This window comes from Streptomyces sp. NPDC107471 (assembly GCF_055582845.1).
The window spans coordinates 240,244-253,293 of record NZ_JBVJPC010000006.1; the positions used below are offsets into that span (position 1 = coordinate 240,244).

Genomic DNA, 13,050 nt, shown 5'->3' on the forward strand with positions numbered 1-13,050 from the left:
CTCTGCGCGTGAGGCTAGGAGCGCGGACGTTGCAACCACGTTGCCGTCGGCGCGGCCAGCTCCGACTCCAGCGCGGCCAGCCGGGCCCGCACACTCGGCGTGGGCCGCACCGCCGCGAGCGCCCGCCACACCTCCACGTCGTCCTCGCCCCACGACGCGTGCGCCCAGTCCGCCAGCAGGTCGGGGTCCCGGCGGGCGACCAGCGCCGTGCGCAGCCCGTCGGCGACCCGGCGCCTGAGCCGCACCACCGCCGGGGCCTGCGAGGCCGGCAGCAGCGGTCCGCCGTACCCGCGCGCCGCCGCCGTCACCGCCCCGCTCTCCAACCGCCGTTCCACCACCGCCACGTCCGACTCGACCGGCACGGTCAGCCGGTACGGCCGTGACGCCAGCAGCCCGGGCCCCAGGACCCTGCGCAGTCTGGCGAGTTCGGCCCGCAGCGTCACCGGCGTCACCGACTCGTCCTCGTACAGCGCGCACAGCAGCTCGTCCCCGGTCAGGCCCTCCGGGTGCCGGGACAGCAGCACCAGGATCTCGCTGTGCCTGCGGCTGAGCCTGACCCGGCGACCGCCCCCGGCCAGCAGCGCCTCGTCCCGGCCCAGCGCGCTCAGCTCGATCCTGTCCGTGGCCGACTGCTGCGGCAGGAGCAGCGCGAGCTGGGACTCGGCGGCCCGCGCGACCGCCTGGACGAAGCCCAGGCTGTGCGGATGGGCGAGCCCGTCCCCGCCGGTGATGTCCACGGCCCCGAGCACCCGCCCGGTCCGCGGATCGTGCACCGGCGCCGCCGCGCAGGTCCACGGCTGCACCCGGCGGATGAAGTGCTCGGCCGCGAACACCTGCACCGGCCGGTCCACCGCGACCGCCGTACCCGGCGCGTTCGTCCCCACCGCGGTCTCCGCCCACCGCGCGCCCGGCACGAAGTTCATCCACTCCGCCTGCCGGCGGGTGCTCGCGTGGCCCTCCACCCAGAGCAGCCTGCCGTGTTCGTCGCACACCGCGAGCAGGTGCTCCCCGTCGGAGGCGAAGGTCCCCATCAGCTCACGGAACAACGGCATGACCCGTGCCAGCGGATGCTCGGCCCGGTACGAACCGAGGTCGCCGTCGCTGAGTTCGACGCTCGCCGTGCCGTCGGGGCCGACGCCGGCCCGCGCGGAACGCCGCCACGAGTCGGCCACCACCGGTCGCACCGGCCGCTGCACCGTGCCCGCCTCGGTGAACGTCTCGTGCGCGCGCCGCAGCAGCCGGACCCGCTCGGCGGGGTCGGCGCCCGGCTCCAGGGCCACCCACGGATCGGTCAACTCGGCCTCCCGGAACGCGATGCGGCTGGAGACATCGTCACTCCCGGTACGCGCGCAAACAACCTCTTCGACGGGCGTCACCCGAACGATGGGCGGCTCACACGGCTTCGACCATCCGCAGGTAACGGTCCCAGTCCCACAGCGGCCCCGGGTCGGTGTGGTCCGTGCCCGGCACCTCGTAGTGGCCGATGATGTGCGCCCGGTCCCTGGGAATGCCGTATCTCCCGCAGATCCCCGCCGTGAGCTTCGCGGACTCCTGGTAGAGGGCGTCGGTGAAGTAGGCGGGCCGGTCCACCCACCCCTCGTGCTCGATGCCGATGCTGTGGGTGTTGTAGTCCCAGTTCCCGGCGTGCCAGGCGACGTCCGCCTCCCGCACGCACTGCGCGACATGACCATCGGCCGAGCGCACCACGTAGTGGGCGGACACCTGCTTGGCCGGGTTGCGGAAGATGTCCAGGGCGTCGGTGTAGGTGGTCTGGGTGACGTGGATGATCACCCGGTCCACCTGGTAGGACCAGGGGCGGTCCGACGCCGTGAAGTTGGCCGACGTGGCCGGCTGCCACTCGGCGAACGGGTGGTCGACGGGCTGCGGGGTGGCCCCGGCCCGCGTCTCGGGAAGCAGCGCGTACGGTACGGCGGCCAGGACGGCCCCCTTCAGCAGCCGCCGTCGGTCGAGTGGCGGTCTGGCGCGTTCCATGGTCAAGTGCCTTTCGTCTCAGCGGCGTTGGGCCGAGCGGGGTCACCGCGGTGAAACGGAGCCGGTCGGGTGCTCCGCGGACATGGAGCCGGTCGTGTGCTCCGCGGTGAGTCTCGCGCGCCGACGGCCGTTCCCGGCGGATCTCGGTGGCGTGGGTGTGGTTGGTGTCGCGGACGGGCGGGTCGTGCGGGTGTGGTCGGTGTCGCGCACGGAAAGGCCGTGCGGGTGCGGTTGGTGTCGCGGACGGGCTGGCCGTGCGGGTGTGACTGGTGTCGGAGACGGATCGGGGACGTGGGTGTGGTTCGTGCCGTGCACGGACGGGCCCCGCGAAGGCCGTTCGTCCGTGGCGGTGGTGTGCCTCGTGTGCATCACGCTACGGCCGGATCCGGTCGGGCGGGGCGGCGCCGGTGTTCCGGTGGACGACGTCGGGAATGTGGACAACCCGCTCACTCGTCCGGGTGAGTTGACGGACGCTCAGGCCCGGGCACCCACAACCGCAGGGTCGTCCAGCACGGCCCGCACCACCGAGTGCGCCGCCCCCAGCAGCGGGCCCTCGGAACCCAGGTCGGACACCGACACCGGGCAGGCCGGACCGGCGGTGCGCCGGGCCAGCTCGTCCCGCAGGGAGGGCAGCAGCCAGGGCGCGAGCCCGGCCAGCGCACCGCCGAGCACGACGGCTTCCGGGTCCAGCAGATTGACCGCCCCGGTCAGCGCGATCCCGAGCGCCTGCCCGGCCTCGCGCAGGGCGCCCCGTACGGCCTCGTCGCCGTCCGCCGCGTGCTGGGCGAGCAGCCCCACCTGGTCCTCGCCCGGCTCCAGGCCGGCCGCCCGCAGCACCGCCTCCTCGCCGGCGTACTGCTCCAGACACCCGCGTCCGCCGCAGGGGCACCCGGGTCCGTCCGGGCGGACCGGGACATGGCCGAGCTCGCCCGCGAAACCACGGGTGCCGCGCAGCAGTTGCCCGTCCACGACCAGCGCCGCGCCGATGCCGATCTCCGCCGAGACGTGCAGGAAGTCATGGGGGGTGCCGTCGCCGAGCCAGAGTTCGGCCAGCGCGCCGAAGTTGGCCTCGTTGCCCACGGTCAGCGGGAGGTCGTCGGGCAGCAGGGTGCCCAGATCCGTGTCGTGCCAGTCGAGGTTCGGGGCGCGGACGACGGTCCGGGCGTCCCGCGCGACCAGACCCGGCACGGCCACCGCGAGTCCGGCGGGCCACAGGCCCTCGCCCTCCGCCTCCATCACCACCCGGCGCACCAGCGCGGTGAGTTCGGCGATCACCGGTTCGGGGGAGCGGCCCCGGTTCGCGGCGTACCGCACCGACCGCGACCGCACCTGCCCGCGCAGGTCCACCGCGCACACCGCGAGGTGGTCGACGCCGATCTCGGCGCCTATGCCGGCGGGCCCGCGCCCGCTCACGGCGAGTGCGGAGCCCGGTCTGCCCACCCGGCCGGGACGCTCGGGGCCGAGCTCCTCCAGCAGCCCCGAGCGTATGAGCTCGTCCACGAGGGTCGACACCGCGGCCCGGGTCAGACCGATCCGCGAGGCCACCGCGGCACGCGACAGCGGCCCCTCGGCACGCACGGCGTGCATCACGCGGGCCAGGTTGCGGCGGCGCATGCCCCGCTGGGTGTCGGGCAGGCCGCGCCCCGGTCCCGCCGGATGGGCGTCGTGCAGCGGTGCGGTCATGCCTCCCTCACTCCCCAGAGGTCCCCCGCTCCAGCAGCGGCGCCGCGTCGGAGAGTACCCCGGCGATCCTGGCCAGCGTCTCCTCGTCCCGCTCCACGGCCTCCAGGACGGGTCCCGCGGCGGTGTTCCAGCGCCGGGCGACCGCGCCCGGGTCCTCGCCGGTCAGCAGTCCGGCGGCCTGGGCGGCGGCGCCGAGGGCGACCAGTTCCTTGGCCTCGGGCACCTGGACGGGACGCCCCGAGAGCCGTCGTACGGTCTGCTGCCAGGCGGCGCCCTGCGCGCCGCCGCCGATCAGCAGCAGCGGGGTCGAACGGTCCGCGTCCTGGTCGAGCACCAGGTCCAGCGCCCCGAGCAGCGCCTGTACGGCACCGTCGTAGGCGGCCTGGAGGAGCTGTCCGCCGGTGGTGTCGTGGCGCAGGCCGTGCAGCAGGCCGGAGGCGTTGGGCAGGTTCGGGGTGCGCTCGCCGTCCAGGTAGGGCAGCAGGGTGACGCCGGAGACCGGCTCGACGGCCTCGCGGTCGAGGTTCAGCAGGGCGGCGACCCGGTCGACGGCGAGCGTGCAGTTCAGGGTGCAGGCGAGCGGCAGCCAGTCGCCGTGGGCGTCGGCGAAGCCCGCCACGGTGCCGGTCGGGTCCGTGGGGCGGTGCTTGGAGACGGCGTAGACCGTGCCGGAGGTGCCCAGGCTCATCACCGGCGTCCCGGGGCGCAGGCCGAGGCCCAGCGCGGCGGCCGCGTTGTCGCCGGTGCCCGGGGCGACCAGGGTGCCCTTCGAGAACGGCAGGTCATGTCCGTCGCGCACGGTGCCCGCCACCTCGCCGGGCCGGACCACGCGGGGGAGCAGGGCGGGGTCGAGGCCCACGTGGGCGAGGATCTCGCTGTCGTACGCCTCCGTCGCGGAGGCCCACCAGCCGGTGCCGGAGGCGTCGCCGCGGTCGGTGGTGCCCTCCCCGGTGAGCCGCTCGGTGAGGTAGTCGTGGGGCAGCCGTACGGCCTTCGTGGCGCGCAGGGCCTCCGGCTCGTGCTCGGCGAGCCAGGCCCACTTCGTGACCGTGAAGGAGGCGCCCGGGACGCTGCCGGTCCGCTCCGCCCAGGCCTTCGGGCCGCCCAGCTCCTCGATGAGACGCCTGGCCTGCGGCGCGGAGCGCACGTCGTTCCAGAGCAGGGCCGGGCGTACCGGCTCGCCCTGTGCGTCCAGCGTGACCAGGCCGTGCTGCTGGCCGCCGATCGACACCGCGGCGGCCTCGCGGGCGGCGTCCCCGCACTGGCGCAGGGCCTCGGACAGCGCGTCCCACCACTGGCGCGGGTCGCTCTCCCGGCCGGCCCCGGAGGAGACGGTGTGCGGGGCCTGGCCGCGCGCGACGACCTGGCCGGTGGCCGCGTCGACCACCAGTGCCTTGGTGGACTGGGTGGACGTGTCCACGCCGACGACGAGCGGACCCTCGGCTGCTGACATCGGTCTCTCCCTTGTTGCGCGGCTCGTGATCTTGCTGAGGCCGGGGCCTCGACGGGGCTCGCGACCTCGATGTGGTTGTTGTCTCCACTCCGGAGACAGCTTGTCTCTTCCCAGAGACGTGTGCGCATACTAATTTGTAAACCGCCATGACGAAATAGTCCGGAGCAGCAAGGAGCCGCGTCATGAACTACCAGCCCACCCCCGAGGACAGGTTCACCTTCGGCCTGTGGACCGTCGGCTGGCAGGGAAGGGACCCGTTCGGCGACGCCACCCGCGGTGCCCTCGACCCGGTCGAGACGGTGCAGCGCCTGGCCGAGCTCGGCGCCCACGGCGTGACCTTCCACGACGACGACCTGATCCCCTTCGGGGCCTCGGACAGCGCTCGCGAGGGTCACATCAAGCGCTTCCGTGAGGCCCTGGACGCGACCGGCATGAAGGTGCCGATGGCGACCACCAACCTCTTCACGCACCCCGTCTTCAAGGACGGCGCGTTCACCGCCAACGACCGCGACGTGCGCCGTTACGCCCTGCGCAAGACGATCCGCAACATCGACCTGGCGGTCGAGCTCGGCGCCGAGACCTACGTCGCCTGGGGCGGCCGCGAGGGTGCCGAGTCCGGCGGGGCCAAGGACGTGCGCGTCGCCCTGGACCGCATGAAGGAGGCCTTCGACCTCCTCGGCGAGTACGTCACCGAGCAGGGCTACGACCTGCGCTTCGCCATCGAGCCCAAGCCGAACGAGCCCCGCGGCGACATCCTCCTGCCCACCGTCGGCCACGCGCTCGCGTTCATCGAGCGCCTGGAGCGTCCCGAGCTGTACGGCGTGAACCCCGAGGTCGGCCACGAGCAGATGGCGGGGCTGAACTTCCCGCACGGCATCGCGCAGGCCCTGTGGGCGGGCAAGCTCTTCCACATCGACCTCAACGGCCAGTCCGGCATCAAGTACGACCAGGACCTCCGCTTCGGCGCCGGCGACCTGCGTGCCGCCTTCTGGCTCGTCGACCTCCTGGAGAGCGCCGGGTACGCCGGCCCGAAGCACTTCGACTTCAAGCCGCCGCGGACCGAGGACCTCGACGGGGTGTGGGCGTCGGCCGCGGGCTGCATGCGCAACTACCTCATCCTCAAGGAGCGCGCCGCCGCCTTCCGTGCCGACCCGCAGGTCCAGGAGGCGCTGCGTGCCTCGCGTCTGGACGAGCTGGCGCAGCGGACGGCCGCGGACGGCCTGAAGGCGCTGCTCGCGGACCGCAGTGCCTTCGAGGACTTCGACGTGGAGGCGGCCGCCGCCCGCGGCATGGCCTTCGAGCAGCTCGACCAGCTCGCCATGGACCACCTGCTGGGTGCGCGCGGCTGAACCGAACCCACGCGCGTGCGTGTTTTTCGTGGCCGTGCGGGGCAGCGGCAGCGGGTGGCGATCGCGCGGGCCCTGGCGATGCGGCCGCGGGTGCTGCCGCTGCCGCCGGCCCGTGCGCCGGTCGCCACCGTCCGCGCGCCTGCCGCGTCCACGTGCCGGGCACCGTGCCCTGGGCGCCCGCCACGGTGGTGCGCCCGTCTGCGTGGACCTGTGCGTCTGACGGAACCGGAGCGTCTGCCACGGCGGTGGGCGCTTCTGCCCGGACCTGTGCGTCTGCCGGAATCGGTGCGCCTGCCCGGATCTGAGTCCCTGGCTGGATGCGCGCGCAGGCCGCCGGGCTCAGGGGCCTGCCTCGATCCACGCGCCCGCCCCCGATCCTCGTGCGGAGTGTGCCGGAATCGTGTGGTCCACGGCATGAGGGCGTATCAACGTCCGCGCGGGGGTCGCTTCCCGACCGGTTCGAGGTGACCGTGGACGGTATGGCCATGCCGCCGGTACCGCCCCAGCCGCCCGGACCGCCGGGTGACATCCCACCCCCGGGCGGGGGTTTCGGACCGCCCCCCGACGACCACGGGCGCAACGGCCCGCACCGGTACGGCGGTATGCCGTCGACCCAGCCGATACCGTCCGTCGGCCACGATTCGGGCGGACCCGGCCCCCGCGCCCCACGACGCCGCCGCGGCCCGTTGTTCGCCCTTCTCGCCGTGATCGCGGCGGCCTTGGCCGTCGCCCTCGTGGTGTTCATGGCGTCGGGCAACGACGACTCGCCGGACAAGAGCCCGCCCCCGTCGACCAGCACGAGCGGCTCTCCGAAGCCGTCGTTCAGTCTGCCGACACAGCTCCCCAGCGAGCTGCCGAGCGAGCTCCCGTCCCAGTTCCCGAGCGACCTGCCGAGCAACCTGCCCAGCGAGTTCCCGAGCGATCTCGAGTCGTTGCTCCCGTCCCTGATCGGGTGATCCGGCGTTCGGGAGAGTCAGAGCCGGTGCGGCAGCCTGACGTACGTCACCGTCGTCTCCACCCCGCTGTCCACCAGCCGGCCCTCGGCGTCGAACGCCCCGGTCCCGTCCGTCATCCCGAAGTCGTTGTCGTTGATCAGGGCGAGCGTGTCGTGGTCCACCCGCGCGACGCCCTCGATCTTTCCGGGCACGCCGGCGACCGTGCCCAGGTCGACGACGAGCTTCTTGGCGAGCACCGGCACTCCCGAGGCCGCCGGATCGTCGAGCTGCTCCAGCGAGGGCGACGTCGAGTCGTCGTCCCAGGAGCCGCCGAGGATGTCCGAGGACCGGCCCAGGCGCACCAGTTGCAGCCGTGCGGCCTTGTCGGTGCGCTCCTCGACCAGCAGCCGGTCACCGCCCACCGAGACGATCGAGGAGATCTTGAGCTCGGAGGTGTCGTCCTCGCTCGGGTCGACCACGTTCACGGGGTCGAAGCGGTAGGCGTACTCCGCGGTGACCGCCTTCTTCCGCGGTGAGAAACGCAGCAGCCGGGTGTTCCGCGAGGCCTCCCCGGCGTCCGTGTCCGGCAGGGACAGCGGGCTCTGCACGGCCAGCACCAGGTCGCCGCCGGGCAGTTGGGCGAGCCCCTCGAAGCCCCGGTTGACCTTCCGGTGCAGCAGCACCGACGGCAGCGCCTCCACCACCGGGTAGCCGGCGCCGGTGAGGTTCAGCCCCTTGGGCACGTAACGCGTGAGGACCTTCCCGCGCGCGGAGACGTGCACCAGGCTCGGCCCGTACTCGTCCACGAGCCAGAAGGTGCCGTCCTCGGCTCGCACGATGCCCTCGGTGTCCAGGCCGTTCGGGTTGTACGACAGGGCCGTGAGCGCGTTGTAGTCGTACGGCGCCTCGTCACGCCCCTGCTGGTCGGACAGCCCTGTGACGGCTCGGCCGGAGGAGGTGGTGATCGGGATCGCGTCGAGCACCTTCACGGTGTCGCCGGACACCCTGATCCGCACGATCGCCGGGTCGAAGCCCGGGACCGGGAAGGTGCGGCGCTTCGTGCCGGCGACCTTGATCTGGCCGTTGGGGCCGCGGTCGGTGACGGTCCAGAACTCGCCCTTGCGGCCCGTCGGGAAGATGTCGCTGCCGATGCCGCCGAGGTCCACCCCGCGGTCGTCGTCCACCGTGCCCGGCAGCAACTTGTTGCTGAACGCGCCGAGCGGGATGTCGCCGAGCGTCGCCGTACGGACGACCTTCGCCTCGTCGGCCGGGGCACCCGTGGCCGGACCCGCCGCGCCCAGGGCGGCGACCAGGGCGAGGGGTACGCCCGCCGCGGCGGTGCGTCTGACGGGCCGTCGGCCGGTGGAGCGCGGGGTCATGGGTCCTCCTGGGGAACCTGGTTCGCTGACAGTGGCCAGATTTGGGCCCCGCCCGGAACGCCGCGCGACCGGCGGGTGAACGCCTGGCATCCGCCGTACGTCGACCCGGCACCGCGACACGCACACGCGTGCCGCGTGCTCGGCCGGGGGTGACGTGGCGTGTCCCGCGCGACCCCCTCAACCTGGCCCGGATCCCGCGGGGACCCGCGCAACTACCCCGTGCGCTCGACCGAGGTGAGTTCCGCCGAGGCCAGGGCCGTCGCCGGGTCCAGGGCCGCCGGGCCCGCGGGCGTCCAGCGTCCGTGGTCCTTCCGGTACGGCCACCACCGGCCGTCCCGCCCGAGGCGCACCTGGGCCCGCGCGCCGACGACCGTCCACCGGTTGCCGTCCGCCGTGAGCGCAGGGCGTTCGTCCTCGTCCCAGGCCGCCTCCAGAGCGGTACGCGCGCGTGCGAGGGCGCCGCCCGACGGCTCCCAGGTCTCTTCCAGCACGGACAGCGCGTCCACGCCACCGAGCCCCCACGCGCGCGTGGCGTCCGCCAGCGACTCCGAAACGCGTCCCGATCCGGCGGCGAGACGTTCCACCAGTGCCTGGTCGGGCGCGGCGACGGCGAGGCGTACGGCGTCCTGGCCGAGCGACAACTTGGGCGGGTGCGAATGACGTTCGGACGGCCGCCGGAGGGCCTCCGCGAGCAGCCGGTGTGCCTCCACGGCGGTCCGGGCGGCCAGATGGCGTACTGCGACCGGGTCGACTCCCGGTCCCGGCGGTGCCTCGGTGTCCAGGGCGGGCGGCAGGCCGGGCTCCTCGGGCAGCGGGGCGGGCTCGGGCAGGGGCGGCAGGATGTCGCCGGTCGCGTACGCCTCGGCGGCATCGACTCCCTCCGGCTCAGGAGCCTCCTGCTCGGGCACGGCACCGCTGCGGGCCTGGAGGTCGTCCAGGAGGGCGTTTTCGGCCCGACCGCGCATCAGCAGCAGCACGAACGGGTCCTGGTCCAGCAGGCGGGCCATCTGATAGCAGAGAGCCGCCGTGTGCCCGCAGTGGTCCCAGGCGCCGCAGTCGCACTCCGGTTCCAGATCGCCCAGCCCCGGCAGGAGTTCGATGCCCTCGGACGCCGCGTCCTCCACCAGGTGCGGCGGCATCTCGCGGTCAAGCAGCGCCGCGACGTGCCCGGCCCTTTCGACGGCCATGTCGAGGAGACGGTCCCACTGGCCGTCCGACAGTTCGGCCAGCAGGACGTCGGCCCGGTGCGCGGTGCGGTCCCGGTCCTGCACGACGGCCGTGATGCGCCCGGGACGCACCGACACGGCGCCCACCGCCCCCGCGCGGGCGAGACCGCGGCCCGTCTTCACCTGCGCCGAGTCCAGCGCGGTGTCCTCCAGCGCCCGCAGCCACGCCTGGCCCCACCACGTCCGGGCGAAACCCCGCCCGTGCGCGGGCGGCAGCGCCGCGAACGTGCGCTCCGTGTCACCCTCGTGTCCCGTCATCGTGCGCCCCCTCGCAGTTCCACCAGGTCGGCCAGCTCCGCGTCCGTCAGCTCGGTCAGCGCCGCCTCGCCGGAACCGAGCACCGCGTCGGCCAACTCCCTTTTGCGGCGCAGCATGTCCGCGATGCGGTCCTCGACCGTCCCCTCCGCGATCAGCCGGTGCACCTGCACCGGACGCGTCTGGCCGATGCGGTACGCGCGGTCGGTGGCCTGCGCCTCGACGGCCGGGTTCCACCAACGGTCGTAGTGCACGACGTGCTCGGCCCGGGTGAGGTTCAGACCGGTGCCCGCCGCCTTCAACGACAGCAGGAACACCGGGACTTCACCCTCCTGGAAGCGCCGCACCATCGCCTCGCGCCGGGCGACCGGCGTCCCGCCGTGCAGGAACTGCGAGGGCAGACCGCGCGTCGCGAGATGCCGTTCGATCAGCCGGGCCATGCGCACGTACTGCGTGAACACCAGGACGCCCGCCCCTTCGGCGACCATGGTGTCGAGGAGTTCGTCCAGCAGTTCCAGCTTCCCGGAACGGCCGGCGACGACCGGCTGCTCCTCCTTGAGGAACTGCGCGGGGTGGTTGCAGATCTGCTTGAGCCCGGTCAGCAGCTTCACGATCAGCCCGCGCCGCGCCATGCTGTCCGCCCCCGCGATCTCCTCCAGGGTCTCGCGCACCACGGCCTCGTACAGGCCGGCCTGTTCCGGGGTCAGCGACACGGCACGGTCGGTCTCCGTCTTCGGCGGCAGCTCCGGGGCGATTCCCGGATCCGACTTGCGGCGGCGCAGAAGAAAGGGGCGCACGAGCCGGTTCAGACGCTCCGCGGCGGCCGGGTCCTGACCGCTCTCCACGGCCTGCGCGTACCGGGCGCGGAAGGTGCCGAGCCGGCCCAGCAGCCCCGGAGTCGTCCAGTCGAGGATCGCCCACAGTTCCGACAGGTTGTTCTCCACCGGGGTACCGGTGAGCGCCACGCGTGCGCGTGCCCCGATCGAGCGCAGCTCCCGGGCCGTCGCCGAGTACGGGTTCTTCACGTGCTGCGCCTCGTCCGCCACGACCATCCCCCACGCGGCCTCGGCCAGCCGGGACGCGTCCAGGCGCATGGTGCCGTAGGTGGTGAGCACGAACTCCCCGTCGGCCAGACCGTCGAGCTCGCGCCGCGGACCGTGGAAGCGGCGCACGGGCGTACCGGGTGCGAACCTCTCGATCTCACGCTGCCAGTTGCCCATCAGGGACGTCGGGCACACCACGAGAGTGGGTCCGGCGGTCTCCGGGTCGGTCTGCCGGTGCAGGTGCAGCGCGATCAGGGTGATGGTCTTGCCGAGTCCCATGTCGTCGGCGAGACAGCAGCCGAGGCCCGAGGACGTCATGCGGGCCAGCCAGTTCAGGCCGCGGCGCTGGTAGTCCCGCAAGGTCGCGGTGAGCGCGGCGGGCTGCGGGACCGGCTCCTGACCCTCCGGGTCCGCCAGCCGGTCCCGCAGGGCCGTCAGCCACCCGGTGGGCCGTACGTCGACCCGGCTGCCGTCCACCTCCGCGGAGCCCGTCAGAGCGGCTCTCAGGGCGTCCACGGGCGTCACCTTGCGGTCCTGCCGGACGCGGGCCCGGTGCACCTCGTGCGGGTCGACCAGCACCCACTGGTCGCGCAGCTTCACCACCGGCCGGTTGGCCTCGGCCAGTCGGTCCAGCTCCTCGCGCGTGAGCTGCTGGTCGCCCAGCGCGAACGACCAGTCGAACGCGAGCAGGGCGTCGGCGGACAGGAACGACGGAGTGTCCGACGGCACCCGGTCGCTCGCGTCCGGTGGACCGACCGTCGCGCGCGTGGTGAGCCTTCTGGCCATGTCCTTCGGCCAGTGCACCTCGACGCCCGGCTCGGACAGGGCCCGCGCGCCCGTCGAGAGCAGATCGGTGATCTCCTCGTCGGTGAGTTCGACCGCGTCCGGCACGGCCGCCGAGAGCAGCGGGGCGAGCGGGGGCCACGCGCGTGCGGCCCTGCGCAGCGCCAGCAGGCCGTCCATCCGCGCGTGGGGGCCGAAGGCGGTGGCGCCGCCCCATACGTCGGCGGCGTCCGCCACCAGCGTCGGATCGCTCACGCTGTGCACCTGGAGCACGGCCCGGAAGGCCGGTTCCCCACCACCGTCCAGGCCGTGCGCCTCGATCCGCAACGAGACACGCACGCCCGCGTCGTGGCCCGCGGCGACATCGGCCGCCCACGCCCGCTGCTCCGGCACGTGCCGAGGTTCCCGGGCGGCGTAGGCGGGTGCGCCCGTCACGAGGGGCGCCGCGGGGGAGCGGGGCAGGGTGTCGGCGACCGCGTCCAGGAAGGCGCGCAGCACCTGTTCGGGTTCGGGCAGCCGCAGCGGCTCGGCGGTGCTCAGCGGCACGGAGTGCGCCTCGGGAGGCATCGCCGCGGCGAGCCGGCGGACCCGCTCGACGTCCGCGGCGCCCAGGGGACCCACCCGCCAGGCGTCGTGGTCGGTGGGGGACAGGCCCGGCAGCAGCAGGCCCCGGGCCACGCACTGCAGGGCCAGTACGCTCGCGGCCCCCCAGAACACCGTCGCCCGGTGCCCGTGCGGGGAGGTACGCGCACGCGTGAGGACCGGCAGGGCGGCACGGACCGGGAGCAGCAGCGCGGGCAGGCTCACCAGACCGACACCGCCGTCGTCGGGCCGCACGAGCGTCAGGTCCTCGACCGTCCCCGCCGCGACAGCGGGAGGAGGAGCGCCGTCGGGCCGCCAGAAGGCCACACTGCCGGTCCGGGCCGGGTCACCGGGCACGAACACGGCGCAG

General features: G+C 73.9%; 9 protein-coding genes. 2 read left to right on the plus strand and 7 right to left on the minus strand.

Features of this window, described 5'->3' with window-relative positions; translation table 11 throughout:
• Positions 1-14 precede the first annotated feature (14 nt).
• The 4 genes from ACZ66S_RS22250 to xylB all read right to left on the minus strand — a co-directional run bounded on the left by ACZ66S_RS22250 (position 15) and on the right by xylB (position 5,128).
• On the minus strand, positions 15-1,295 hold the full coding sequence (locus tag ACZ66S_RS22250; RefSeq protein ID WP_469903244.1) for a GAF domain-containing protein: 1,281 nt from the start codon (positions 1,293-1,295) through the stop codon (positions 15-17).
• 97 nt (positions 1,296-1,392) lie between these two features.
• The gene (locus ACZ66S_RS22255) at positions 1,393-1,992 is read right to left on the minus strand and encodes an N-acetylmuramoyl-L-alanine amidase (protein WP_469903245.1); all 600 of its coding nucleotides are present in this window, start codon (positions 1,990-1,992) and stop codon (positions 1,393-1,395) included.
• A 474-nt stretch (positions 1,993-2,466) separates the two neighbouring features.
• Positions 2,467-3,675, minus strand: a complete 1,209-nt coding sequence (locus tag ACZ66S_RS22260) for an ROK family protein (RefSeq protein WP_469903246.1) — start codon at positions 3,673-3,675, stop codon at positions 2,467-2,469.
• Positions 3,676-3,682: 7 nt separating this feature from the next.
• A complete protein-coding gene (gene xylB / locus ACZ66S_RS22265; protein WP_469903247.1) occupies positions 3,683-5,128 on the minus strand; it encodes a xylulokinase in 1,446 nt (481 codons plus the stop codon).
• A 182-nt stretch (positions 5,129-5,310) separates the two neighbouring features.
• Between xylB and xylA the strand changes: the two genes are divergently transcribed.
• On the plus strand, positions 5,311-6,477 hold the full coding sequence (xylA, locus tag ACZ66S_RS22270) for a xylose isomerase (protein ID WP_469903248.1): 1,167 nt from the start codon (positions 5,311-5,313) through the stop codon (positions 6,475-6,477).
• Between the two features lie 479 nt (positions 6,478-6,956).
• Positions 6,957-7,433, plus strand: a complete 477-nt coding sequence (locus ACZ66S_RS22275) for a hypothetical protein (RefSeq protein ID WP_469903249.1) — start codon at positions 6,957-6,959, stop codon at positions 7,431-7,433.
• A gap of 17 nt (positions 7,434-7,450) precedes the next feature.
• Here ACZ66S_RS22275 and ACZ66S_RS22280 read toward each other — a convergent pair whose 3' ends face one another.
• From ACZ66S_RS22280 to ACZ66S_RS22290, 3 genes are all read right to left on the minus strand, one after another.
• Complete coding sequence (locus ACZ66S_RS22280; RefSeq protein ID WP_469903250.1) at positions 7,451-8,791, minus strand: esterase-like activity of phytase family protein; 1,341 nt, start codon at positions 8,789-8,791, stop codon at positions 7,451-7,453.
• Between the two features lie 212 nt (positions 8,792-9,003).
• Entirely contained in the window at positions 9,004-10,275 is a 1,272-nt protein-coding gene (locus tag ACZ66S_RS22285) for an SWIM zinc finger family protein (protein WP_469903251.1), read from the minus strand.
• The gene (locus tag ACZ66S_RS22290; protein ID WP_469903252.1) at positions 10,272-13,043 is read right to left on the minus strand and encodes a DEAD/DEAH box helicase; all 2,772 of its coding nucleotides are present in this window, start codon (positions 13,041-13,043) and stop codon (positions 10,272-10,274) included. Before ACZ66S_RS22290 ends, ACZ66S_RS22285 begins: the two co-directional genes overlap by 4 nt.
• Positions 13,044-13,050 lie beyond the last annotated feature (7 nt).